The sequence below is a fragment of the Salinivibrio socompensis S35 genome (assembly GCF_000513715.1).
Taxonomy (GTDB): domain Bacteria; phylum Pseudomonadota; class Gammaproteobacteria; order Enterobacterales; family Vibrionaceae; genus Salinivibrio; species Salinivibrio socompensis.
Window position 1 is genome coordinate 14,847 of record NZ_AQOD01000068.1, and the last position, 24,835, is coordinate 39,681.

Annotated in this window: 20 protein-coding genes and 5 pseudogenes; 10 read left to right on the forward strand and 15 right to left on the reverse strand. The window is 49.1% G+C overall.

The window, feature by feature from the left end; genetic code table 11:
• Positions 1 to 51 precede the first annotated feature (51 nt).
• From rsfS to lipA, 9 genes and pseudogenes are all read left to right on the forward strand, one after another.
• Positions 52 to 369, forward strand: a complete 318-nt coding sequence (gene rsfS / locus DZ54_RS0108670) for a ribosome silencing factor (RefSeq protein WP_025673783.1) — start codon at positions 52 to 54, stop codon at positions 367 to 369.
• A gap of 3 nt (positions 370 to 372) precedes the next feature.
• On the forward strand, positions 373 to 843 hold the full coding sequence (rlmH, locus tag DZ54_RS0108675; RefSeq protein ID WP_025673784.1) for a 23S rRNA (pseudouridine(1915)-N(3))-methyltransferase RlmH: 471 nt from the start codon (positions 373 to 375) through the stop codon (positions 841 to 843).
• 6 nt (positions 844 to 849) lie between these two features.
• Positions 850 to 2,726 (forward strand): annotated as a pseudogene (gene mrdA, locus DZ54_RS20295) (penicillin-binding protein 2).
• On the forward strand, positions 2,726 to 3,844 hold the full coding sequence (rodA, locus tag DZ54_RS0108685; RefSeq protein WP_025673785.1) for a rod shape-determining protein RodA: 1,119 nt from the start codon (positions 2,726 to 2,728) through the stop codon (positions 3,842 to 3,844). Before mrdA ends, rodA begins: the two are co-directional and overlap by 1 nt.
• Before the next feature lie 2 nt (positions 3,845 to 3,846).
• The gene (locus tag DZ54_RS0108690; protein WP_025673786.1) at positions 3,847 to 4,668 is read left to right on the forward strand and encodes a septal ring lytic transglycosylase RlpA family protein; all 822 of its coding nucleotides are present in this window, start codon (positions 3,847 to 3,849) and stop codon (positions 4,666 to 4,668) included.
• A gap of 91 nt (positions 4,669 to 4,759) precedes the next feature.
• A complete protein-coding gene (locus DZ54_RS0108695; protein WP_025673787.1) occupies positions 4,760 to 5,932 on the forward strand; it encodes a serine hydrolase in 1,173 nt (390 codons plus the stop codon).
• Between the two features lie 130 nt (positions 5,933 to 6,062).
• Entirely contained in the window at positions 6,063 to 6,332 is a 270-nt protein-coding gene (ybeD, locus tag DZ54_RS0108700) for a DUF493 family protein YbeD (protein WP_025673788.1), read from the forward strand.
• 84 nt (positions 6,333 to 6,416) lie between these two features.
• Positions 6,417 to 7,067 (forward strand): lipoyl(octanoyl) transferase LipB, encoded by a 651-nt coding sequence (gene lipB / locus DZ54_RS0108705; protein WP_025673789.1) that lies wholly within the window; start codon positions 6,417 to 6,419, stop codon positions 7,065 to 7,067.
• A complete protein-coding gene (gene lipA / locus DZ54_RS0108710) occupies positions 7,064 to 8,029 on the forward strand; it encodes a lipoyl synthase (protein WP_025673790.1) in 966 nt (321 codons plus the stop codon). The genes lipB and lipA overlap by 4 nt, the downstream gene beginning before the upstream one ends.
• 115 nt (positions 8,030 to 8,144) lie before the next feature.
• Here the strand turns inward: lipA and DZ54_RS20300 are convergent.
• From DZ54_RS20300 to DZ54_RS20310, 6 genes and pseudogenes are all read right to left on the reverse strand, one after another.
• Positions 8,145 to 9,397 (reverse strand): annotated as a pseudogene (locus DZ54_RS20300) (glutamate-5-semialdehyde dehydrogenase).
• A gap of 36 nt (positions 9,398 to 9,433) precedes the next feature.
• A complete protein-coding gene (gene proB, locus DZ54_RS0108720; protein WP_025673791.1) occupies positions 9,434 to 10,588 on the reverse strand; it encodes a glutamate 5-kinase in 1,155 nt (384 codons plus the stop codon).
• Between the two features lie 84 nt (positions 10,589 to 10,672).
• Positions 10,673 to 11,074: a sigma factor-binding protein Crl gene (gene crl / locus DZ54_RS0108725; protein WP_025673792.1), complete on the reverse strand. Its 402-nt coding sequence runs from the start codon at positions 11,072 to 11,074 to the stop codon at positions 10,673 to 10,675.
• A gap of 131 nt (positions 11,075 to 11,205) precedes the next feature.
• Positions 11,206 to 12,460, reverse strand: a pseudogene (gene frsA, locus DZ54_RS20305) (esterase FrsA).
• A gap of 156 nt (positions 12,461 to 12,616) precedes the next feature.
• On the reverse strand, positions 12,617 to 13,072 hold the full coding sequence (gene gpt, locus DZ54_RS0108735) for a xanthine phosphoribosyltransferase (protein WP_025673793.1): 456 nt from the start codon (positions 13,070 to 13,072) through the stop codon (positions 12,617 to 12,619).
• Between the two features lie 57 nt (positions 13,073 to 13,129).
• Positions 13,130 to 14,421, reverse strand: a pseudogene (locus DZ54_RS20310) (NCS2 family permease).
• 736 nt (positions 14,422 to 15,157) lie between these two features.
• Here DZ54_RS20310 and DZ54_RS0108745 point away from each other — a divergent pair.
• Positions 15,158 to 16,621, forward strand: a complete 1,464-nt coding sequence (locus DZ54_RS0108745; RefSeq protein ID WP_037354001.1) for an aminoacyl-histidine dipeptidase — start codon at positions 15,158 to 15,160, stop codon at positions 16,619 to 16,621.
• Here DZ54_RS0108745 and dinB read toward each other — a convergent pair.
• From dinB to DZ54_RS20315, 9 genes and pseudogenes are all read right to left on the reverse strand, one after another.
• Positions 16,618 to 17,670, reverse strand: coding sequence for a DNA polymerase IV (gene dinB, locus DZ54_RS0108750; protein WP_025673795.1), 1,053 nt, complete (start codon positions 17,668 to 17,670; stop codon positions 16,618 to 16,620). The genes DZ54_RS0108745 and dinB overlap by 4 nt on opposite strands.
• A 79-nt stretch (positions 17,671 to 17,749) precedes the next feature.
• Positions 17,750 to 17,971 carry a (Na+)-NQR maturation NqrM gene (gene nqrM / locus DZ54_RS0108755; protein ID WP_021024134.1) on the reverse strand — a complete coding sequence of 74 codons (222 nt, stop codon included), beginning with the start codon at positions 17,969 to 17,971 and terminating at the stop codon, positions 17,750 to 17,752.
• 105 nt (positions 17,972 to 18,076) lie between these two features.
• A complete protein-coding gene (locus DZ54_RS0108760; protein WP_025673796.1) occupies positions 18,077 to 19,093 on the reverse strand; it encodes an FAD:protein FMN transferase in 1,017 nt (338 codons plus the stop codon).
• 83 nt (positions 19,094 to 19,176) lie between these two features.
• The gene (gene nqrF / locus DZ54_RS0108765; RefSeq protein ID WP_025673797.1) at positions 19,177 to 20,400 is read right to left on the reverse strand and encodes an NADH:ubiquinone reductase (Na(+)-transporting) subunit F; all 1,224 of its coding nucleotides are present in this window, start codon (positions 20,398 to 20,400) and stop codon (positions 19,177 to 19,179) included.
• A 31-nt stretch (positions 20,401 to 20,431) separates the two neighbouring features.
• On the reverse strand, positions 20,432 to 21,028 hold the full coding sequence (gene nqrE / locus DZ54_RS0108770; RefSeq protein ID WP_025673798.1) for an NADH:ubiquinone reductase (Na(+)-transporting) subunit E: 597 nt from the start codon (positions 21,026 to 21,028) through the stop codon (positions 20,432 to 20,434).
• 6 nt (positions 21,029 to 21,034) lie between these two features.
• Positions 21,035 to 21,667: an NADH:ubiquinone reductase (Na(+)-transporting) subunit D gene (locus tag DZ54_RS0108775; RefSeq protein WP_025673799.1), complete on the reverse strand. Its 633-nt coding sequence runs from the start codon at positions 21,665 to 21,667 to the stop codon at positions 21,035 to 21,037.
• On the reverse strand, positions 21,660 to 22,463 hold the full coding sequence (locus DZ54_RS0108780; protein WP_025673800.1) for a Na(+)-translocating NADH-quinone reductase subunit C: 804 nt from the start codon (positions 22,461 to 22,463) through the stop codon (positions 21,660 to 21,662). The genes DZ54_RS0108775 and DZ54_RS0108780 overlap by 8 nt, the downstream gene beginning before the upstream one ends.
• Positions 22,453 to 23,694, reverse strand: coding sequence for an NADH:ubiquinone reductase (Na(+)-transporting) subunit B (locus tag DZ54_RS0108785; RefSeq protein WP_025673801.1), 1,242 nt, complete (start codon positions 23,692 to 23,694; stop codon positions 22,453 to 22,455). Before DZ54_RS0108785 ends, DZ54_RS0108780 begins: the two co-directional genes overlap by 11 nt.
• A gap of 3 nt (positions 23,695 to 23,697) precedes the next feature.
• Positions 23,698 to 24,835: pseudogene (locus DZ54_RS20315) on the reverse strand (Na(+)-translocating NADH-quinone reductase subunit A); the annotation flags it as partial.

Below are 24,835 nucleotides of genomic sequence, written 5' to 3' on the forward strand. Positions count from 1 at the left end.
CAAGTGATATACTGCCACTTAATACAATCAGCACAGACATAGAGGTTCTCTTTGCAAGCTACCGAATTAAAACAGTTTGTCGCCGACAAGGCCGATGAGTTAAAAGCCAGCGATATCGTGACGCTAGACGTGCGAGAGAAATCTTGCATCACTGATTTTTTGGTGCTTTGTACCGGCAATTCGCGCCGCCACGTGGCCTCGATTGCCGAGCACGTTTGTGAGCAAGCCCAAGCGGCGGATATAGGCACCATGGGTACCGAAGGTAAAGATGACAGTGAGTGGGTCGTGGTGGATTTAGGCGATGTCATGGTACACGTCATGCAAGAAGAACAACGCCAGCTTTATCAACTGGAAAAACTCTGGAACTAATCCATGAAAATCCAGTTAATTGCTGTGGGCAATAAAATGCCCAAGTGGGTACAACAAGGCTTTGAAGAATATCAACGCCGTTTTCCCAAAGACATGCCCCTTGAGCTGGTTGAAGTGGCTGCGGGTAAACGCAGTAAAAATGCCGACATTACCCGTATTTTACAAAAAGAAGGTGAAGCCATGCTCGCGGCTGTTCATCGTGGTAGCCGCATTGTCACCTTAGATATCCCAGGTAAGCCTTGGAATACACCGCAATTAGCCAGCCAATTGGAAAAGTGGAAATTAGACGGGCGCGATGTCGCCATCCTAATTGGTGGTCCAGAAGGGTTAGCGCCCGACTGCAAAGCGGCCGCGGAGCAAAGCTGGTCACTTTCCCCGTTGACACTGCCTCACCCGCTGGTTCGGGTGCTGATGGCAGAAAGCCTTTATCGCGCTTGGAGTCTCACCACCAACCACCCTTATCATCGAGAATAACGACAGATGAAGCGCCAACGAGTTGAAATCCGAGACCACAGCACCGAGCTGCGTTATTTGTGCGCCGCGCGATTGTCTCCTTTATCGGCATAGTGGCACTTGTCGGGGGCTTGCTCACCAATCTATATCATATTCAAGTGACCGAGCATCAAGACTACCAAACTCGCTCGAATGATAACCGTATTAAAGTCGTCCCTGTTGCGCCTAACCGTGGTCTTATTTATGACCGCAATGGCAAGCTGCTAGCCGAAAACCGTCCGGTGTATCATCTAGAGGTGACGCCTGAGCAAGTCGATGATATGCCAGCGACCTTAAAAAAGCTCAAAACCTTGTTATCACTGAGTAATAAAGAGATCGCGCTTTTTCAAAAAGAACGTCGTCGCTCTCGCCGTTTTAATGCCGTGGCACTCAAAACGCAGCTCACTGACAAAGAAGTTGCGATATTTTCAGCCCACCAGCATCAATTTACTGGGGTTGAAATCAAAGCCTATTTAAAGCGGCATTATCCTTACGGAGACGCATTGACCCACGTACTGGGTTATGTCGCTCGGATTAATGATCGCGATATCGCCAAGCTCAGGCAAAAAGAAGTGTTAAACAATTACAAAGCCACCCGTGACATTGGCAAGTTAGGGCTTGAAAAGTACTACGAGTCAGTCTTGCACGGAAAAGCAGGCTATCAGGAAGTCGAAGTGAACAGCCGAGGCCGCGTGATCCGGACACTTAAATACGTCCCCCCTGAGCCTGGAAAAGACTTAATCCTCAACCTTGATATTGATTTGCAGCTCTACGTGCGTGGTATTCTTGGCGATCGCCGGGGGGCAGTGGTCGTGGTTGATCCGGAGACCTCGGGAGTCTTAGCCATGGTGTCGACCCCAAGCTACGACCCTAACTTATTTGTCCATGGTATCTCTAGCAAACAGTACCGAGGGTTACTGAACAATAAAGATCGCCCACTCGTTAACCGAGCGACTCTAGGCATTTATCCGCCAGCCTCAACGGTTAAGCCTTTTATCGCCGTTTCGGCGCTGGAAGAAGGGGTGGTCACCACTAAGACCACACGCAATGACCCCGGTTACTGGCAGATACCAAACTCAGATACCCGTCCCTTCCGTGATTGGCGTCTATGGGGCCATGGTCGGGTCAATATTGTTCAGTCCATCGAAGAGTCTGTTGACACCTTCTTCTATCAAATTGCCTACGACATGGGAATAGACAGATTGTCAATGTGGATGGAAAAGTTCGGTTTTGGCCAATATACCGGAATTGATATTCAAGAGGAAAGCAGCGCCAATATGCCGAACCGAGAGTGGAAAATGAGTCGCTATCGGCAACCTTGGTACAAAGGCGACACCATTCCTGTAGGCATCGGACAAGGCTATTGGACGGCCACGCCGATGCAGATCGTCAAAGCGCTGACGGTTCTGATTAATCGTGGTGAGGTGAAAGCGCCAAAACTGTTGATGAAAACCCGTGATGAAACAGGTGAGCACAAGCCAAAGGCTGAGCCATTCCCACCGATAAAAGATGTCGAAGATAAATACTGGGATGTCGGTTTAGAAGGCATGAAGTTGGTTAACCATGGGCGTAAAGGAACCGCGCGTCGTGCTTTCCGCTCCGCGGAGTATTTGTCAGGAGGAAAATCCGGTACCGCACAGGTCTTTGGTTTAGCGGAGGATGAAAAGTACAACGCTGATGAAATCGCCGAACATCTGCGCGACCATGCGCTGTTTATGGGATTTGCCCCATTTGAAAATCCCGAAGTCGCGGTATCGATGGTGCTTGAAAATGCCGGTGGCGGGTCAAGCAATGGCGCGCCGATAGCTCGCCGTATCTTCGATCACCTTTTATCAGAAGATAAAGAAACGGAAGAGGTTAAATAATGAGTTCGTTAGCACAGGCCAGCGCCAAACGCTCTTTGTTTGATCGCTTACATCTCGATTTGCCCATGCTGATTGGCATTCTGTTACTGATGGGTTTTGGGCTGGTGGTTATGTACAGCGCCAGTGGCCAAAGCATGGTGATGATGGAGCGCCAAGCTATGCGTATGCTGCTAGCGCTGGCAGTGATGTTTGCACTCGCTCAAGTTCCTCCTCGGCACTATGAATTTTGGTCCCCCTATTTATACGCTGTTGGTGTGGTGTTATTAGCGGCGGTATTATTAGTCGGGGAAACAGCCAAAGGAGCACAGCGCTGGCTTGATCTTGGGTTTGTTACTTTCCAACCCTCCGAAATCATCAAATTGGCCGTGCCTTTAATGCTAGCTCGCTTTATTGGTAAAGACCCACTTCCCCCTAAACTCGTTACCTTGCTAATTGCGCTATTTTTATTATTTGTGCCCACAATCATGATTGCCAAGCAACCCGACTTAGGCACCGCAATATTGATTGCCGCATCAGGCATATTCGTGTTGTTCTTAGCCGGTATTAGTTGGAAAATAATCACCGCCGCTGTGATCGCCCTTGCCAGTTTTGTCCCTGTTCTTTGGTTTTTCCTGATGCACGGTTACCAACGTACACGAGTGCTTACCCTGTTTAACCCGGAATCGGATCCGCTCGGTGCCGGCTATCACATTATTCAATCCAAAATCGCGATAGGCTCGGGCGGCTTAACCGGTAAAGGCTGGCTACAAGGAACACAATCGCAACTCGAATTTCTCCCTGAACGCCACACTGATTTTATTTTTGCCGTCATCGCTGAAGAGTGGGGCTTAGTCGGTGTTTGTGCCCTATTGGCGTTGTATCTTTTTTTGATTGGACGTGGATTAATGTTGGCAAGCCGAGCGCAAACTGCCTTTGGCCGTATGATGGCAGGCAGTATTGTGTTGAGCTTTTTTGTTTATGTTTTTGTCAACATTGGCATGGTAAGCGGAATTTTACCCGTAGTTGGGGTACCCTTGCCCTTGATCAGTTATGGCGGGACCTCAATGGTCACGTTAATGGCTGGCTTTGGGATTCTGATGTCCATTCACACTCACCGAAAAATGTTATCCAGGGCATAAACATGCGAGCGATTCTTATTGTTATCATCCCCCTCTTATTGAGTGCCTGTAGCAACCCGCAAGGGCGCTACGATATGCACAATGACAAAGCCCCGGAGCGACTCCCACAAACGATTCATGTTGAGGACGCGCATCCTAAATACGAGCCTTATAGTCTCGCCGGGAATAAAGATTACACGTTAAATGGGCAGTCATACCAGATTTTACGTGAGCCAAAAGGTTACCAAGAAGCGGGGATTGCTTCCTGGTATGGAGAGAAATTTCACGGCCATCGCACCTCGAATGGCGAAATTTACGATATGTACTCAATGTCAGCGGCCCATAAAACATTACCACTGCCTAGCTATGTTGAAGTGACTAACCAAAATAATGGCAAAAAGGCCATCGTCCGTATTAACGATCGCGGGCCTTTTCACAACCAACGCGTGATCGATCTTAGCTATGCCGCCGCGAAGAAGTTAGGCGTGTTAAAGACGGGCACTGCGCCTGTATCACTGCGGCTTCTCTCCCCCGAAAAGCCTGGGGACGATGAGTGGCACTCCGCGCGGCATCATGCCTATTATGTTCAACTGGCGGCCCTTTCTGATGGCTTAAAAGCCAATCAAACCGCGGAACAATTAGCAAAAAAGCATGCTCTACCTAACCATATCGCGCGTCGTGATAACGTCTACCGAGTTCGTTTTGGCCCGTTTTATGATCGCGACCAGGCACAACAAGCGATGCGCACAGCAAAACAGCACCAATTGCCGGGCGCCTTTATCGTCACCGAGGCACTTGTAAATACTGACACATCGGTAACAAGTGCTAAAACTAACAATCAATAAGTTAACGAAATCGAGCCTGTTGCTCTCCACGCAATTTGGTATAGTGGTAGCACAGTATCGACATCGATAACCGACAAAAGTACTAACAATGATGAATAAAACCGTTTTTCGCATACGCGCGCTGCTTTCCGCGGCTGTGCTCGCCACTGCTACAGTCCAAGCTGCCCCCGCCGTCGTCCCTGATGCGCCGCAACTAGCAGCTAAAGGGTATGTCCTGATGGATTACCATTCGGGTGAGGTGCTGGCAGAAAATAATGCCCATGAGCGCCTCAACCCCGCTAGTCTAACTAAGATGATGACCAGCTACGTCATCGGCCAAGAAGTCGAGCGTGGTAACATTTCAATGGATGATGATGTTGTCATTAGTGAGAATGCTTGGGCGAAAAATTTTCCAGGCTCATCAAAGATGTTTATCGAAGTCGGCACCACGGTTAAAGCGGAAGAGCTTAACCGTGGTATCATTATTTCATCGGGTAATGACGCCTGTGTGGCGATGGCTGAACATGTTGCTGGCTCAGAAGATGCCTTCGTTGACCTAATGAATCGCTGGGGCGAGACCTTAGGCATGGACAGCTCTCATTTCTCGAATGCTCACGGCTTAGATTCAACAGATCTCTACACTACGCCGTATGATATGGCGTTACTTGCCCAAGCGCTCATCCGCGATGTCCCCTCCGAATACCGCATCTATAAAGAGAAAGCCTTTACTTACAATGGCATTACCCAATACAACCGGAATGGTTTGCTATGGGATAAAAGCCTGAATGTGGATGGGATTAAAACCGGCCACACCGATGGCGCGGGCTACAACTTGGTCACCTCAGCGACCGAGGGCGATATGCGCCTTATCGCTGTGGTGATGGGCACCAAGAGCGCCAATGCCCGTAAAGCAGAGAGTAAAAAGCTGCTGAACTACGGTTTCCGCTTCTTTGAAACGGTCGCGCCACACAAAGCGAATGAAACCTTTGTCACCGAGAAAGTGTGGATGGGTGACACTGACGAAGTCGCACTCGGTGTGACAGAAGATACCTTTGTCACCCTCCCTCGCGGTAAATCACGCGATCTAAAAGCGAGCTTTGTTTTAGAACAAACACTCGAAGCACCTATCAGTAAAGGCGATGTGGTCGGTAAGTTGTTCTATCAGGTTGATGATGAAGACATCGCTGAATACCCACTGGTTGCCCTAAACGATGTCGAAAAAGGCGGTATCTTTAGCCGTTTCATTGACTACATCGTGATGATGTTCAAAAACTTACTCGGATAACCCCCACTTCACGCCGCCCTCTAACCTCGTGGGCGGCTTGTTTTCTGACTCTTAGCCGATTAGTATTTCGCGTTAATCGTGATCAATCGCACAAACGTGTGTCTTAGTAGGCATGCTATTGGGAGTTTACATGCAAGAGCAACCAAAATTAAAAGACCTGCTGGAATTTCCTTGCCAATTTACCTATAAGGTAGTGGGCCAAGCGAAACCCGAGCTACCGGATCGCGTATTAGGTGTGATCCAACGCCATGCCCCAGGCGACTATAGTCCATCGGTCAAGCCGAGTGCGAAAGGCAACTACCATTCGGTATCTATTACCATCAACGCCACCTCCATTGAGCAAGTTGAGACGCTTTATAAAGAACTCGGCGAGATTGATATTGTCCGTATGGTCCTCTAGTTCAAATACCCACACGACTGGCGGCTTTTAATCACGCCGCCAGGCTCTATAATATCGCCACTGACAACAATATGGGAAATGGGTTTGCAGCACCAACTCGTTGTGAGACACCTCGGCCGTCAACCGTATTCACGCGTCTGGGAACAGATGCGTGACTTCACCGACACACGTGATGAACAGACCCAAGATGAGGTCTGGTTGGTTGAACATGATCCCGTCTTTACCCAAGGGCAAGCGGGAAAAACGGAACATATTTTGGTCCCGGGAGACATTCCAGTCGTACAATCTGACCGTGGGGGGCAAGTCACCTATCACGGTCCTGGTCAGCTGATAGCCTATTTCCTAATTAATCTTAAAAGAAAAAAAGTCGGTGTACGGGCACTTGTGAGCCATATTGAAAATCTTGTCGTCAATACCCTGGCTCACTTTCACGTTGACGCTTATGCTCGACCCGATGCGCCCGGTGTATACGTTAACGATGCAAAAATATGTTCTCTTGGGCTCCGTATCCGTCGCGGATGCTCATTCCACGGATTGGCACTAAACATCAATATGGATTTATCACCATTCCAGCGCATCAACCCATGTGGGTATGCCGGTATGGCCATGACGCAACTGAGCGATCAGGTTGACCACGTCACACTTGCTGACGTCCAACCTGTGCTGGTAGACACTTTAACTCAACAGTTAGGTTACTCTCAGGTTGAGTTTACAACGGAAAGCAGCGATTTATGAGCAAACCGATTCAGATGGAACGCGGCGTTAAATACCGCGACGCCGATAAAATGGCGCTTATCCCGGTCAAAAATATGCAGACCGAGCAAAAAGAAGTGCTGCGCAAGCCTGATTGGATGAAAATCAAGCTCCCGGCTGAAACTGCGCGCATCAAAGAAATTAAGGACGCGATGCGTAAAAATAACCTTCACTCGGTGTGTGAGGAAGCCTCGTGTCCTAACTTAGCTGAGTGCTTTAGCCACGGTACAGCAACCTTTATGATCTTAGGTGCTATCTGTACTCGTCGCTGCCCATTCTGTGATGTAGCCCATGGCCGTCCCGTCGCACCTGACAGTGAAGAGCCAAAACACTTGGCACAGACTATCAAGGACATGAAGCTGCGCTATGTGGTAATCACCTCGGTGGATCGTGATGATCTCCGTGACGGCGGCGCCCAGCACTTTGTCGATTGCACCCGTGAAATCCGTACGCTTAACCCTGATATTCAAATCGAGACACTGGTCCCTGACTTCCGTGGTCGTATGGATAAAGCTCTTGATATCTTGCGCGACAATCCACCGGATGTCTTCAACCACAACCTAGAAACGGCGCCGCGTTTGTACCGAAAAGCGCGTCCAGGAGCTAATTATCAGTGGTCACTGGATCTGTTGCAAAAGTTTGGAGAAATGCATCCAGACGTACCCACCAAGTCGGGATTGATGATGGGTCTCGGTGAGACCAAAGAAGAAATTATTGAGGTGCTTAAAGACTTACGCGCACATGGTGTCACTATGTTAACACTGGGACAGTATCTCGCCCCAAGCCGTCACCACTTGCCGGTTGAGCGCTATGTACCGCCAGAAGAGTTCGATGAATTGAAAGAAATCGCGCTGGATCTTGGCTTTACGCATGCAGCCTGTGGCCCGTTTGTTCGCTCCTCTTATCATGCAGACTTGCAAGCAAAAGGCGTTGAAGTTAAATAACTTTGTCGTCTTAGATACACTTTATAAATAAGAAAATTATAAATAAGAAAAAGCCGCAAGTTGTGAACTCACTTGCGGCTTTTTTAGGCCGATTATGGCTGACTAATGCTCGTCATTATACGCGAGATAGGTAATCCGCTTTACCGACCCATTTATAGGTCGTCAGCTCTTCGAGCCCCATTGGTCCGCGGGCATGGAGCTTTTGGGTAGAGACCGCTACTTCCGCCCCTAGACCAAACTGTGCGCCATCAGTAAACCGCGTTGATGCATTCACATAGACCGCTGCCGAGCCCGCGCCATTAATAAACGTTTCCGCTGATTGTACGTCATTGGTTAAAATCGCATCAGAATGGCTCGCGTTGTGCGATCGCATGTGAGCAAGCGCTTCATTCACGTCATCGACGACGGCCACCCCTAATGTCAGCCCTAGCCATTCGGTATCAAAATCATTCGCTTGAGCCTCACGCAGCTGTGCTACACCATCTAGATAAGGCAATGCACTTGATGCTGCGACAACATTCAATCCATGTTGATTAAAAAGCGGGACTAAGCGAGAAAACAACTGCGCAGCGACATCTTTATGAACTAACAAAGTGTCTAATGCATTGCATGCTGACGGGCGGTCTGTTTTCGCATTGAGGATCACGTCTGGGGCCCGGTCAAGATCAGCACTGTGATCAACATACAGATGGCTAATCCCAAAGCCACCGATAATCACGGGATGGTACTGTTCTGCTTGCACATTTTATGCAGCCCTGCCCCGCCACGGGGAATAATCATATCCACGTAGTCGTCAAGGGTCAGCAATTCAGAGACGAGGGCGCGATCGGGTTTATCAATATACTGAACGGATGCGAGCGGGAGACCTGCTTTTTCTAACCCTGTTTGGATAACATTCACAAGCACCTGATTGGTTGCGAACGTTTCTTTTCCGCCTCGTAAAATACTGGCATTGCCGGTTTTCAAGCATAATGCAGCAATATCAATGGTGACATTTGGGCGTGCTTCATAAATCACACCAATCACGCCCAACGGCTCACGTCGCTTGGATAATGACAGGCCATTTTCGAGCAGTTTATGATCGAACTGTTGACCGACAGGATCGGCTAATGCGATGACTTGCCTAACATCTTTTGCGATATTGGTGAGACGTTCAGGGGTCAGTGTGAGTCTATCCAGCATCGCCGCATCCATCTCTGTCTCGCGAGCGGCGGCGAGATCGGTTTGGTTTGCGGCTAAAATCGCCACTTGCTGTGCATCAAGTTCATCCGCAATGATCGCTAGCGCCTGGTTTTTCGTCGCCGTTGGTGTCACTGCCAGTTGGTAGGCGGCGTCTTTTGCCGCCTTACCCATCGTTGGTAAGCTCATCTTTTATTGGTCTCTTCTGTTCGTCTCTTCTGGATGTTATTCGTCGATGACCACAAGATCGTCACGATGCATCGCAACCGGGCCATACTCGTAGCCTAAAATATCCGCAATCTGTTGGCTATGTGCCCCCGCAATACGGCGCAAATCACTGGCAGCATAACGACAGATCCCCCGAGCCAGACACTTTCCGTCAACCGATTCAATTCGCGCCACCTCTCCACGAGCAAATTCGCCTTTCACTGCGACAATGCCTTTGCTCAATAGACTGCTTCCGTGTTGCGTCACGGCGGTGACAGCACCTGCATCAACCACAATGTCACCTGCTGGCGGAGGGCCGGCCAGGATCCAACGTTTACGGCTTTCTAAAGGGCTTTCTAAGGGTAAAAAGCGTGTCCCCGCATTGTCACCGGCTGCGACTTTTTGGATCACCTCCGGCTTACTGCCTGCTGCAATCGTCACTTCGATACCGGCTCGGCGACCAATATCCGCCGCTTGGAGTTTGGTTGCCATTCCTCCCGTACCCAAACCGCCGGCACTGCCGCCCGCAAGTTTACGCAAGGTTTCATCAATCGTGTGCACTTCACGAATCAATTCAGCCTCGGGATGGGTGCGAGGATCCGCGGTGAATAGGCCTGGCTGATCGGTTAAGAGTAACAGCTTGTTAGCATCGGCTAAAATCGCCACCAGTGCCGACAAGTTATCATTGTCTCCAACTTTTATTTCAGCAGTGGCCACCGCGTCGTTTTCGTTCACAATAGGAATAATACCGTTCTCTAGTAGTGCATGAAGCATGTCACGCGCATTGAGAAAACGTTCTCGGTGTTCTAAATCGGCGCGAGTTAATAACATTTGGCCAACCTGAAAGCCGTACAAGCCAAACAGGTGCTCCCACGTTTGGATTAGACGGCACTGGCCGACGGCGGCAAGCATTTGCTTATTCGCTACCGTATCGGCTAATACCGGATACCCCAGATGCTCTCGCCCTGCCGCAATGGCTGCGGATGAGACGATAATCACCTGATGACCTTGATGTCTTAACCGTGCACACTGACGAACTAGCTCAACCATATGTGCTTTATCCAAGCGCGTCGAGCCGCCCGTAAGCACACTGGTGCCCAATTTAATCACGAGAGTTTGCGAGGGAATGTTGGCTGCTAGGCCACCATCTTGAAATGCGTCTTGAATTGTCATGCTTGCCTGATCCACAAAAGCTTAGGTGTCTCTTTTATCAATCCCTTGCTCATTTAACAAGAGCTAGGATCAGGCAATTAACGGTTACGCGGTGCCGGCTAGTTCAGGTTCGGTGAGGGTACCGCTTGGTGACAGTGACAGTTCGAGCTCTTCGTTTAATAAGGTATACAGCTTGGTATAAAAGTTGGTTAGCGTTTTGTCTACCGCATCTCTCGCTTCTTGAGGAATGGACTCACTCACCCAATCCCCTTTGTGGTCATACAGACCAAAACCATAGCGATAGTTAAAACCGTGTTCGATGGGGGTTAATTCAAACCACCAGCCCCAGAACTCGCGCGTATCCGGATCTTTTTCCGCATCGACGCACACAGATAGACTATCAAAAAAGTAACGTTCTGGTGCCGATAATCCTTCTCGAAAGTAAGGGCCTAGTGCGGTAAATCGCGTTTTTAATCGTCCATGTGAAAGCGTCATTTTATCGCTCATCGTTTCCTCCTGTGACACTTTAACGTCCTTGTACATGGTATATCATGCGGTTAACGTTCAAGTGAATGCCAATCCTTCGCTTTCGGTGGTAGATCACACCTTCGATTCGGGCCACCCCCCTCATGATAAGTTTAAAGCATGTCCGCAAACCATTTGACGGTTTCTGTGAGTGCGCGATGATAACCATCGTGTAATGGCGTGTTGGGTAGCGTCACCGCTTTTCCTCCACGACTGTATCGCGCAATCAGCTGGTTATCTGATTCAGGACAAACGGGGTCATCTTTCAGGCTTAGCGCGAGAATCGGTACGTCTGTGCGGCGGCCGGTGAGCAGGCCTTGGTTTTTCAATGACCACGCTTGTAAGCGCGTTTTCAAGGTATCGATAGGCAGCCGGCGTCCTATGCGGGAGCCCAAGGTATCAAGATACATGGGTGGCATTTTCTTCTATCCGTGTTGCATCGGTGAGTAATGCATGAACCAATGCCCCCAGTGACGCACTGGCCTTGATACGATGCGGCTCTAAAAATGCCATCCGCACCGCTGGGTTAGCACCAAAGCGGATCCCCATGGTGCCAACGCGATGGTGATCAGCCCACGGCACATCCGCTAGCTTATCAAGCATCGCAGCATGCAAACGGCTGGTGTCTTCATTTAAATGCCAGTGGCTGCTGTGGCCAACCGATGGCATATCAAGCGTCAGTACCGCGATATCGGCGGGAGCAAAGTAATCGACAAATAAGCGCCAGAGATCGGTTTGTAAGCTATCAAGGCTGCCACTCAAGATCACAACGGGCAAGGTGGCGTCTGTACGGGGTAAATAGAGATACCCTTTTAACGTTTTACCGTCTAATTGGGTTTCGACAGTCTTCACCGTAAACGGCAGTTGCGCTATGGCTTTTTCAAACGCTTTAAATGCCAAGGTTTCGGCCTGTAAGGCAAGATTATCCCCTTTCAGGTGAGGGTAAGCCGCGATACCAAAGTAGGTACATGCCTGAAGCCACTGTTCACTCGCCTGCTCAGCCTTTCCTTCGTCCGCCAACACTTGTGCTTTTTTTTGGTGTTGCATCCCTACCGCGGTCCACTCATAGTTCCAGTTACCCGCTCGGTAACCTTCAACCGTATCCAATAACGCATCGACAGAACGGGTATTGTCGGAAGAGGCAATAAGCGAAAAGATCGCTTCCATTTCGACCGGATCGACCCCTTGCCACGTCCACTGACCACGACGACGCATACGGTACCAACTCGATTCACTGTCCCCATCAAATGCCGAGTAATTGGCTTGCTGGCTTTGTTGAACCGCACCAAATAATGTCGATGTCTCGGTCGCATGTTTGTGTTTGGCAAAAAGCGTCACCGATAGGTTTTGTGATTCTTTATTGGACACATCCACTCCTAGGCTTTTTTGTAACGTGATGTTAGTTTAAACCATACACATAGCAAGACCATGATTTTCCGCATTTAATCACACGAATAAAAAACGCCACGTGAAAACGCGGCGTTTTGGCTCAATCCGGAATCCTATTTACGTTGCGATCGGCATTTACTTTGCAATCGGATCCACATAGCTAACGGCCATATCCCAAGGCTGCTCAATCCAAGTATCTTGAGGAATATCAACAACGTAGTCATCAACAAGAGATTTGCCCGCTGGCTTCGCACTCACGGTAACGAAACGTGCTTTGGGGTAGAGTTGACGCACCATTTCTGCGGTCCCGCCCGTATCAACGAGGTCGTCAACCACAATAAAACCATCACCATCACCCGGTGCTTGCTTGACGACGCGCATGTCGCGTTGATGGTCATGGTCGTAACTTGAAATACAGACAGTGTCGACATGGCGAATTCCTAGCTCACGGGCAAGAATAGCAGCAGGGACCAGGCCACCGCGAGTGACGGCGATAATACCTTTCCATTGTTCCGCGGGTAGCAACTTCTCCGCCAATTGACGGGTGTACATCTGCATATTGTCCCAAGTGATAATAAACTTATTGCTCATGGTGAAAACCTCGTGGCGTCTCTCGCCTTATTTTAACGTCAATGTGGGCAAGTTGCTTTACACTAAGAATACGAACTTGAGTAAGAACAACCCCGCCAAAATCCAGATACTGACAGGGACTTCTCGCCCTTTGCCCGCAAAGGTTTTTACGGCACAAAAAGCAATAAAACCAAGCCCAATACCGCTTGCAATTGAATACGTCAGCGGCATCAGTAAACACACCACCACAACAGGCGCCGCTTCAGTCAGGTCACGCCAATTAATGCTCACCAAGCCTGACATCATCAAGATGGCCACATAAAACAAGGCACCAGCAGTGGCATACGCAGGTACCATGCCCGCTAGCGGTGCAAAAAAGAGCGCCAGCAAAAACAAAATGCCAACAACCACAGCGGTCAACCCCGTGCGTCCGCCAGCAGCGACCCCTGATACGCTCTCAATGTAAGACGTTGTATTTGACGTGCCTAAAAGCGCCCCGACCGACGTCGCGGTACTATCTGCCAGTAATGCACGATTTAAGCGCGGTAGTTTACCATCTTTATCCAAAAGTTCCGCGCGCTGTGCCACACCGACTAAAGTTCCTGCCGTATCAAACAGATCCACAAATAAAAATGCAAACACAATCGATACCAAACCCACTTCAAACGCGCCAGCAAAATCGAGCTGCATAAACGTTGGTGCTAAACTGGGTGGCGCAGACATCACCCGCTGTATGCCACATCACCGGCAATAACACCGATGACTGTCACCGCCAAAATGGCAATCATCACCGCCCCTTTTAACCCGCGGTGTACTAAGCCGATGGTGAGAAAGAAACCCAGTGCTGCCATCGCTGGAGCAAAGGCCGTGACATCGCCGAGTGCGACCAGTGTTGCTGGGTGGTCAACGACAATCCCGGCGTTTTGCAACGCAATGAGTGCTAAAAAGAGCCCGATCCCAGCAGATATCCCGGTTCGTAGCGCCATTGGGATCGAATTAATGATCCATTCACGTACGCGTAAGACACTGAGCAAAATGAAACATAAACCGGAAATAAACACAGCGGCTAACGCAACCTGCCAAGAGTGCCCCATTTGTAAAACCACGGTATAAGTGAAAAAGGCATTCAGCCCCATTCCTGGCGCTTGGGCGACGGGGTAGTTTGCGACAATCCCCATCACTAGACAGCCAACCGCTGCAGCTAGACAGGTCGCGACAAAGACAGCACCTTTATCCATGCCTGCCTCAGCCAAAATAGATGGATTGACGAAAATGATATACGCCATGGTTAAAAAGGTGGTGAACCCGGCGATGACTTCGGTACGAAGATCGGTGCCGTGGGCTTTGAGTTGAAATAAACGCTCTAACATCGGTTTTGTCCCAAACTAAAAGTGATGTATCGCTAGATACCAAAAGGAAAACGTTTGCGTGCTAAAAATTGGCGCAAATCTTACCGATCGATAGCCAAAATTTCCAGCGCTAAAATCAATCAATCGCGATGAGGGGGAAGGAAAAGGACAATATTTTACAGAACATCGATATAACTAGGCAGGGGCTTTTTTATCGCTAAACGTATAGCTAAAAAAAACGCCACACATTGTGTGGCGCCAGAATAAAAGCATTTGCTTTCTGGATCAGAAATCTCTCTGTAAGAGCGGGGGAATCATAAAACTTACTTGCGGTACCCGAACGACGCCGGATACGTAAAACCTTTGGTGTAGACTGACTGCTGATTCCAGTAGTAGCTCGATACCATGCCTTCCATTTTTTACCTCTCTCAAGTTTAAACCAATGTTGTTCACATTTATCTCGGTTCCTTGGAGGCGAATACTCGGGTTCACTCCATGAACAACTGGCAAGCGATGTTGCCAATGTCTAGATAATATACCAAAGGTAATTTATTTACAAGCTTTAAGGTGACAGGAGTCACAAAAAGTTCATATGTGTAATTTAATTACAGTTAAATCGCCCAGTTTAACTGGCAACTATGTGTTTTGTTCCATGTCTGTTGCCATGATACCGACAGTGATATGCTTGGGTTTGTTTTTCCATTTCAGTGAGGCCTGCTGCACAAAAGGTCAACCATAAAATATAATGGAGTTTATCGTGTCTGATATCAGTCAATTATCACCGCGCCCTATTTGGGCATTTTTCGACCAAATCTGTGCTATCCCCCACCCTTCTTATCATGAATCACAGTTAGCTCAATTTATTATCGACTGGGCAAAAGGACGCGGTTTAGCGGTTCGCCAAGATAAGGCGGGTAACCTGTTTATTCGTAAACCAGCCACGCCCGGCATGGAAAACCGTAAAGGCGTGGTTTTACAAGCACACCTCGATATGGTGCCGCAAAAAAATGAAAATACCGATCACGATTTTACCCGTGATCCGATTCGTCCTTATGTCGATGGAGACTGGGTCACTGCCGACGGCACTACATTAGGGGCGGATAATGGGATGGGGATGGCCTCCTGCCTCGCGGTTCTCGATGCAGATGATATCGAACACGGCCCACTTGAAGTATTACTCACCACCAACGAAGAAGCGGGTATGGATGGCGCGTTTGGGCTGGAAGCAGACTGGCTAACCGGCGATATTTTGCTCAATACGGACTCCGAGCAAGAAGGGGAAGTATACATGGGCTGCGCGGGGGGTGTGGATGCCAGCATGCATTTTCCACTCGAGCGACAGGCGATAGAAGGTGACCTCGCACGCTTTACCATTGGCATTAAAGGGTTAAAAGGGGGTCACTCAGGCGTGGATATTCATACCGGCCGAGCGAATGCCAATAAACTACTCGCCCGTTTTCTGAGCCACCATCTCGGTGACGTTGATATGAACCTGCTGGCAATACGTGGTGGCACCTTGCGCAATGCGATTCCCCGAGAAGCGTTTGCCGACATTGCCGTACCTGCATCGCAAAAAGACGTGCTGTCTGCCGCGGTTGATCAATTCGCAACGCTACTACAAGAGGAATTGGGCCGCTTGGAAGATCAAGTGACCTTGGTAATGGAATCGACTGATAATCCGATTGCTCCCCTCACACGCGCTGTGCAATCACGTTTATTAGCCGCGTTAAATGCGGCCCCCAACGGGGTGGTAAGAATGAGTGATGACGTCCCTGGTGTGGTAGAAACATCGCTAAACCTTGGCGTAATCAATACAGAGGAAGATAAAATTACCGCCCTGTTTTTGATCCGCTCGTTGATCGATTCAGGCCGCGAAAGCGTGCAAAGTATGCTGCAATCGCTGGCAAGCTTGGCGAATGTCAATATCGAGTTTTCAGGCGCTTATCCAGGCTGGAAACCAGATCCCGATTCAGAGATTATGCATATCTTCCGCGATACATATGAAGGGATCTATCAACGTAAACCTGACATCATGGTGATTCATGCTGGGCTAGAATGTGGCCTATTTAAACGACCCTATCCCGACATGGATATGATTTCATTTGGTCCAACAATCAAATTCCCGCATTCTCCGGATGAGAAAGTGAACATCGATAGCGTTGGCCATTATTGGCACCAAATGCAGGCTATTTTAAAAGCGATTCCAGTTAAAACCGCCTAACCGAGTAAACTCAGTTGGGGGGCGGTATCGTCCCCCAACCCGACCGATAAACCAATCAAACGAATACCTCGCCCCTCACCCCGGTAAAACGCTTCGTGTAATAGGGTATCGAACAAGGCGCGGTCCAAGGACTCACACCGATGGGCGACTGTCGTCGTTTGAAAATCATTAAACTTCATCTTGATCCCTTGCCGACAAATACGTCCCCCCGCATCGGCTTTATCTAATTGAATCAGTAACTCATCGTATAAGCGATCAATCCAGGGCAAACAGGCATCAAGCTGATCAAGATCCTCAGACAAGGTTTTTTCTACCCCAACGGATTTACGTATACGTTCAACTTGCACTTCACGCCGATCAATGCCATGAGCGCGTTGCCATAACACCGCCCCAAATTTGCCAAATCGTCGGATAAGTGTTGATTGATCAGTGGTTTGAATATCATGACAAGTAAACAGGTTCCATTCATGCAATTTGGTCAAGGTGACTCGGCCGACACCAGGAATAGACTGTAACGGGAGGTCGCGAACAAAGTCATCAACCTGCTCGGGGGAGACCACGCAAATGCCATCCGGTTTGTTTTTATCTGACGCCACTTTTGCGACAAATTTAATTGGCGCCACGCCCGCAGAGGCTGTTAACCCTAACTCATCGTGAATATTTCGCCGGATCGCTTCTGCAATTAAGGTCGCAGAGTTCTGATAACACTGAGTCTCAGTGACATCAAGGTAGGCCTCATCAAGGGAAAGCGGTTCAATGGTATCGGTATAGCGATGAAAAATGGCATGCAACTGTTGGGAGATGCGACGGTATTTTGCCATGTTGCCGCGCATCACGGTTAAGCCGGGGCAAAGCTTCAATGCTTGCGCGGTGGCCATCGCAGATCGTATCCCAAACCGCCGCGCCGGATAATTACAGGTCGCAATCACACCACGTCCATTGGCAGAGCCACCAATGGCCAAAGGAATCGACTGTAAGGCCGGATTGTCGCGCATTTCTACCGCAGCATAAAAACAATCCATATCAATATGAATAATTTTTCTGCTCATGGCCCGGCCTTTTTATGAGTTCACGACGACGTATCTGCCACGCGCCTTAAGGGATTACGCATAGGCAAAATACTACGGCTTAGATAATTTGGTTTTTTTTCCACTCACGCGTTTTTTCCGCCCGTGCTTCGCGTTTTTTACGTGCATCGCACGGTTCTGGGCAGTCACACTCTTTTTCGATGCCAATCGCCCCTAAACCACCACAGCTACCACTGATGGTTTTTTGCTGGACGATATAACCGATTGCCATACCGGCAATGACAAGGAGAAAAACAGCGAAGGTGATAAGAAAGACTGACATAATTGCTCACCTATTATTTATCATGGTACTCAGGCGCCATCGGGCACCTTAAGGAAATGACACGCACTATGCATGCTTTTTTAGTGTGGTGCTCTCGCGGCGACACTAACGTTTTAAATACGACTGAAACGCCTCTGACGCGATTTCTTCAAAACCATCGTCTGTTTTTACTACCATAAATGCGGGAATATTGGCCTGATTGGCTAATTCTATCGCTTTATCTGGACCCAGCACCATGAAACCCGTGGCTAGCCCATCGGCGGTCATACACGACGGATCGAGGACGGTCACTGACACCAAGTGATGATTAATCGGACGTCCTGTCGCTGGATCGATAATATGCGAATAACGCATGCCATCACTTTCAAAGTAATTACGGTAGTCGCCAGACGTGGCGACGGCCATATCACCTGGCTCGATAATCTCTTGTACCGATTGCGACCCCGCACTCGGCTTCTCAACCGCGATACGCCATGGCACTTGATCTTGGTTGACACCCTTTAATTGTAACTCACCGCCAATCTCAACCAAATAGTTATCGAGCCCTAAATCGCCAAGATAGTTGGCAACGACATCCACTCCGTATCCTTTGGCAATGGTTGATAAATCAACATACAAATCAGGGTGGGTTTTTGTGAGGGTGTTCCCGTCTACACTCAGATATTCTAAGCCTGTCTTTGCCATCCGTGACGCTATTTCTTTGTCACTAGGAATGCTCTTAGGCCGTTTTTCTGGTCCAAAGCTCCAAAGGTTAACCAATGGCCCCACGGTGACATCCAGCGCGCCTTGAGTAAATTGATTCAATCGCATCGCTTCATTAATCACCATCACCGTCGCTGGAGAGACCGTAACAGGCGAGTTGGCTTGATGCTGGTTGAATTGGCTCAGTTCGGAGTCGTTTCGGTAAGTCGACATCTGATCGTTGACGGTTTCTAAACGCTGATCAACAGCCGCTTGAACAACATCCTGCGAAGGCGTGGCATCCGTCGCGATATATTTGATCGAATAATAGGTCCCCATGGTTTCGCCCGAAAGATGCACGAGCTCAGGGGAACGCTCACAACCGACAAGACCAACAACCACGGCAACGACTGTTGCACAGCGTAACCAAAACTTCTTCATAGTGGTGTCCTTCGACATCAGGTTTATACGTAAAATGCTGGCCCTGGGGCCAGCCATTACAAGGTCAGACAAACGATCAGTGCTTACCCACCGAAATCATCCAACATAATGTTTTCGTCTTCGACACCCAGGTCTTTAAGCAAACTAATCACGGCAGCGTTCATCATGGGTGGCCCACACATGTAATACTCGCAATCTTCCGGTGCCTCATGATCTTTCAGGTAGTTTTCATAAAGCACATTGTGGATGAAACCAGTATCACCGTCCCAATTATCATCGGGTAGCGGGTCAGAGAGGGCGCAGTACCAATTGAAGTTTTCATTCTGCTCTTGGAGCATATCGAAATCTTCGACATAGAACATTTCACGCTTGGACCGTGCGCCATACCAGAACGTCATCTTACGATCGGTGTGGAGACGCTTAAGCTGATCAAAAATATGTGAACGCATTGGCGCCATACCCGCACCGCCGCCGATAAAGACCATTTCCGCGTCTGTGTCTTTGGCGAAGAACTCACCAAACGGACCAGAGATGGTGCACTTATCACCCGGTTTTAATGACCAGATATAGGAGGACATTTGGCCTGGTGGTACGTCTGGATTACGCGGTGGTGGCGCGGCCACACGTACGTTAAGCATAATAATACCCTCTTCTTCTGGGTAGTTAGCCATCGAGTACGCACGAATAATGTCTTCATCTACCTTAGACTCGTAACGGAAAAGGTTAAACTTATCCCAATCCTCACGGTATTCCTCAGGAATATCAAAATCTGCGTATTTAATATGATGGGGTGGCGCTTCAATTTGAATATAACCACCGGCACGGAAAGGGACCGACTCGCCATCAGGAATGCGTAATTTCAACTCTTTGATAAACGTGGCTTCGTTATTATTAGAAATAACTTCACAATCCCACTTTTTCACCCCAAAGATCTCTTCTGGCAGCTCAATCTTCATGTCTTGCTTAATAGCGACTTGACATGACAGACGTTCACCTTCACGCGCTTCGCCTTTGGTAATGTGGTCAAGTTCGGTCGGCAGAATATCACCGCCGCCTTCTTTAATCTTCACACGACATTGACCGCATGAACCACCGCCACCACAGGCAGAAGAAACAAACACACCAGCGCCCGCTAGTGCACCAAGCAGCTTGCCGCCTGGCTGAGTGACGATCGCTTTTTCAGGATCGCCATTGATATCAATTGTGATGTCTCCGGTTGGTACTAGCTTGGATTTGGCGAATAAAATCACCAGAACCAGCGCCAGTACAATCAGAGTAAACATCACTACACCAAGAATAATGTCCATTGACTATTCCTTTCCTCGTAGTTTACCCGGCTTACAGTTGCACACCAGAGAAAGACATAAAGCCCAATGCCATCAGACCTACAGAGATAAAGGTGATCCCCAATCCTCGCAGGGCAGGCGGCACGTCTGAATACTTCATTTTCTCGCGGATCCCCGCCAAGGCGACGATGGCTAACATCCAGCCTACCCCCGAGCCAAAGCCATAAACCACTGACTCGGCGAAGTTGTAATCACGTTGTACCATGAATGATACGCCACCAAAGATGGCACAGTTCACTGTGATCAACGGCAGAAAAATACCTAGCGCGTTATAGAGCGGCGGAAAGAACCGATCGAGTACCATTTCCAAAATCTGTACCAAAGCAGCAATCACACCGATAAAGGTCACAAAGTTTAGAAAGCTCAGATCTACCCCTTTCACCAACGCATCTTCACGCAAGATAAGGTTGTAAACCAGATTGTTCGCAGGGACTGCAATCGTCAATACCACAACGACAGCGACACCAAGCCCAAAGGCAGTTTTTACTTTCTTAGATACCGCTAAGAAGGTACACATACCGAGGAAGAATGCCAGTGCCATGTTCTCAATAAAGATTGAGCGCACCAGCAGGCTGAGATAATGTTCCATGAGCTGTTACTCCTTCGCTTCAACTTGTTCTGGTTTGAAGGTACGCACAATCCAAATCAAAAAGCCGATGAGGAAGAATGCAGAAGGGGCCAACAGCATCATGCCGTTAGGCTGATACCAACCCCCTTCACTCACGACTGGCAGGATTGATACGCCAAAGACAGAGCCAGAGCCAAGAAGCTCGCGGAAGAAAGCGACTGTCATCAGAACAAAACCATAACCCAACGCGTTACCGATACCATCCAGAAACGATGGCAATGGCGATGACTTCATTGCATACGCTTCTGCGCGCCCCATCACGATACAGTTGGTGATGATTAGTCCCACGAATACCGAAAGCTGCTTAGAAATGTCATAAACAAAGGCTTTCAGCGTTTCGTCAACCACAATAACCAATGAAGCGATGATCGCCATTTGGACGATGATACGTACACTATTAGGGATGTGGTTGCGAATGAGCGACACGAACAGATTAGACATGGCGGTTACAAACATCACCGCCAGTGTCATCACAAAGGCTGTCTGCATCTGCGTGGTCACCGCCAGTGCTGAACATACCCCGAGAACCTGTAAAGCAATCGGGTTGTTGTCTAACACCGGTGACAGCAGATTTTTCTTCAGTTCTTTCGCTTCAGCCATTAGTCAGGCCTCCCTCACGAACTTTTGCTAAGAATGGGCCAAAACCCTGTTTACCTAGCCAGAAGTTAAATTGATTCTGAACACCGTTACTGGTCAGCGTTGCACCAGAAAGCGCGTCAATGCCGTGCTCACTTCCTTCAGGTGCTCCACCTTTGACGACTCGAATTGCGGGCTCGCCTTGCTCGTTGAACAGTTTCTTACCGTCCCACTTTGCGCGCCATTTCGGGTTTTCGACTTCGCCACCCAAGCCAGGAGTTTCACCTTGCTCGTAGTAAACGATGTCAGCAACTGTATTGCCATCCGGTTCAACCGCAACGAAAGCGTACATCATACTCCAAAGGCCTGAGCCTTTGACGGGGAGAATGAGTCGCTGTACATCACCGGCATCATTTTTTACTAAGTAGACTTTAGCAACATTCGCTCGCCGGCCAATGTCTGCCACATTTTCTTCGCCACTTAGCTTTTTCGACAAGCTTGGATCTTTCGCTGCCGCACGCTGATCATAATCAGCGGCGTCAGCGACATTCACTGCTTCCGGGCTGACATAGTCGCCTTTTTCTAGGCTGACTAAGCGCGCTTCGATGTACTTGTTGAAAGCATCATTAATCGCGCTTTTACCACCCGCCACATCGACGCCTGCCACTGAAAGGATATTTTTTTGTACGTCTAGCTTTGCGTTCATTTGCTGCAAAGGACGCAACGCCACCGCTGCACCAGATACCACGATTGAGCACACCAAGCTCAACGCGATAACAACGAGCAGCGTTTTCTTAATACTATCGTTACTACTTGCCATTACGAGCCAGTCTCCGTTTGATGTTGCCCTGAATCACCAAGTTATCAAAAAGAGGTGCGAACAGGTTAGCGAACAGGATCGCCAGCATCATACCTTCTGGATATGCTGGGTTTACCACACGAATGATTACTGCCATGGCCCCGATCAATGCGCCATACCACCATTTCGCTTTATTGGTAAACGCAGCAGATACCGGGTCTGTTGCCATGAACATCATACCGAATGCAAAACCACCCAGCACCAAGTGCCAGTAGAACGGCATGCTGAACATCGGGTTGGTATCTGACCCCATCAGATTAAATAGGATCGCCGCAACGGCCATGCCCAAAAAGGTACCCAATATGATGCGCCAAGACGCGATCCGCATGTACACCAGGGCCGCGCCACCAATTAAGATAGCGAGCGTGGACACTTCACCGATCGAGCCAGGAATACGACCAATAAAGGCATCCATCCACGTCATGGTTTGACCACTCACATTGTGCATCAGTGCTGATTGGCCGCCGGTATACCATTGGCTTAGCGCGGTTGCACCTGAGTAACCATCGGCTGCGGTCCACACCAAATCACCCGAGATCTGTGCTGGATAGGCAAAGAACAAGAACGCACGACCTGCCAATGCTGGGTTCAAGAAGTTACGACCCGTTCCGCCAAAGATCTCTTTTGCGACCACCACACCAAAGGTGATACCGAGCGCGGCTTGCCATAATGGCAATGTCGGTGGCACGATGAGGGCAAACAAAATGGATGTGACAAAGAAACCTTCGTTCACTTCGTGTTTACGCACGATGCAGAAAAGCACTTCCCAAAACCCACCTACAATAAAGACGGTGGCGTAGATAGGTAGGAAGTAAGTAGCACCGAGAATGGTTTTGGTCCCCCAGCTTGCCGCCGCTAACGGCCCCGCGATCGACTCGGTTAACCAATAATGCCAGTTTCCACTAATGACTTGTGCAAGCTGATCGCCTGAATACAAGTCCATTAGACCCATGACAGCTTGGCTACCTGTATTGTACATCCCCCAGAACATCGCTGGGAACACAGCAAGCCACACCATAATCATAATGCGTTTCAAATCGATACTGTCACGCACATGCGCGCCAGCTTTGGTCACCATGCCCGGTGTGTATAAAATGGTCGCGACCGCCTCATACAAGGCAAACCACTTTTCGTGTTTACCGCCTGGCTCAAAGTGTGGCTCGATTTGCTCTAAAAAGTTTTTCAGGCTCATCTGTTACCCTTCCTTCTCAATTTTTTCCAGGCTCTCGCGGAGCATTGGACCAAATTCGTACTTGCCTGGGCAGACAAACGTACAAAGGGCCAAATCTTCAGGATCTAACTCCAGCGCGCCTAGCTGTTGCATGCTATCTGTATCGCCGGCACAGATATCACGCAACAACATAGTTGGCTCGATATCTAGCGGCATCACTCGTTCATAATTACCGATAGGCACCATGGAACGATCACTGCCGTTGGTCGAAGTGGTTAAATTGAAAAGCTGACCTTTAAACAAATGGCCAAGATAAGCACGCGTCACTGAGAAGCGATTTTTACCGGGTGATAGCCAACCAAACAACTCTTTTTCGTTACCTTCGCGAAGCACCGAGACTTGCATATGGAAACGACCTAGATAGCATGTGGGCCCGTGGCTTTGGTGCCAGACAGCACAGAGCCAGAAATCACACGGCTTTCACCGGTCATGATACCGCCCTCGACCAACTCATCAAGTTAGCACCCAGCTGAGTACGTACCAGGCGTGGTTGACTCACCATTGGACCGGCAAGAGACACAACGCGATCAGTATAGATTTCACCGGTTAGGAATAGATGCCCAAACGCAATCACATCTTGATAGTTGAGATGCCACACTTGCTTTTCCATATTAACAGAACGCAAGTGATGGATATGGGTACCAACCAGTCCTGCTGGGTGAGGACCAGCAAAAACGTGTTGTTCGACATTGGATTGCTTGCTGGTTGGAAGCTCAACGTCCACTTTGCACACAAAGACAGATTTGTCCGTGAGGCGCGAGACGACGTCTAAACCAGCCACGAAGGCATCTTTTTGCTCATCGATGATCACCTTAGGATCCGCGGCGAGCGGATTGGTGTCCATTGCGTTAACAAAAACGGCTTCGGGGACAGCATCAATCGCTGGAGAACGGCTAAATGGACGGGTGCGGAGCGCAGTCCACATCCCAGACTCAACCAGTTGATCAACAACGGCTTGACGGTCTAGCGAGGCTAATTGCGACGCTTCGTACTTGTTGAAGATAACTTGCTCGTTGCCATCGACTTCAATGACGACAGACTGAAGAACACGTTTGGCTCCGCGATTGACTTCAACCACTTTGCCGCTGCGGGCGCAGTAATT

Bases quoted from the DNA above. Each gene is read 5' to 3' on its own strand.
- nqrE (WP_025673798.1), bottom strand. From the start codon at position 21,028: ATGGAACATTATCTCAGCCTGCTGGTGCGCTCAATCTTTATTGAGAAC.
- DZ54_RS0108760 (WP_025673796.1), bottom strand. From the start codon at position 19,093: ATGAAGAAGTTTTGGTTACGCTGTGCAACAGTCGTTGCCGTGGTTGTT.
- DZ54_RS0108780 (WP_025673800.1), bottom strand. From the start codon at position 22,463: ATGGCAAGTAGTAACGATAGTATTAAGAAAACGCTGCTCGTTGTTATC.
- DZ54_RS0108775 (WP_025673799.1), bottom strand. From the start codon at position 21,667: ATGGCTGAAGCGAAAGAACTGAAGAAAAATCTGCTGTCACCGGTGTTA.
- nqrF (WP_025673797.1), bottom strand. From the start codon at position 20,400: ATGGACATTATTCTTGGTGTAGTGATGTTTACTCTGATTGTACTGGCG.
- proB (WP_025673791.1), bottom strand. From the start codon at position 10,588: ATGACAATTCAAGACGCATTTCAAGATGGTGGCCTAGCAGCCAACATT.
- lipA (WP_025673790.1), top strand. From the start codon at position 7,064: ATGAGCAAACCGATTCAGATGGAACGCGGCGTTAAATACCGCGACGCC.
- DZ54_RS0108690 (WP_025673786.1), top strand. From the start codon at position 3,847: ATGCGAGCGATTCTTATTGTTATCATCCCCCTCTTATTGAGTGCCTGT.
- DZ54_RS0108695 (WP_025673787.1), top strand. From the start codon at position 4,760: ATGAATAAAACCGTTTTTCGCATACGCGCGCTGCTTTCCGCGGCTGTG.
- ybeD (WP_025673788.1), top strand. From the start codon at position 6,063: ATGCAAGAGCAACCAAAATTAAAAGACCTGCTGGAATTTCCTTGCCAA.
- DZ54_RS0108785 (WP_025673801.1), bottom strand. From the start codon at position 23,694: ATGAGCCTGAAAAACTTTTTAGAGCAAATCGAGCCACACTTTGAGCCA.
- rlmH (WP_025673784.1), top strand. From the start codon at position 373: ATGAAAATCCAGTTAATTGCTGTGGGCAATAAAATGCCCAAGTGGGTA.
- rodA (WP_025673785.1), top strand. From the start codon at position 2,726: ATGAGTTCGTTAGCACAGGCCAGCGCCAAACGCTCTTTGTTTGATCGC.
- gpt (WP_025673793.1), bottom strand. From the start codon at position 13,072: ATGAGCAATAAGTTTATTATCACTTGGGACAATATGCAGATGTACACC.
- nqrM (WP_021024134.1), bottom strand. From the start codon at position 17,971: ATGTCAGTCTTTCTTATCACCTTCGCTGTTTTTCTCCTTGTCATTGCC.
- dinB (WP_025673795.1), bottom strand. From the start codon at position 17,670: ATGAGCAGAAAAATTATTCATATTGATATGGATTGTTTTTATGCTGCG.
- crl (WP_025673792.1), bottom strand. From the start codon at position 11,074: ATGAGCGATAAAATGACGCTTTCACATGGACGATTAAAAACGCGATTT.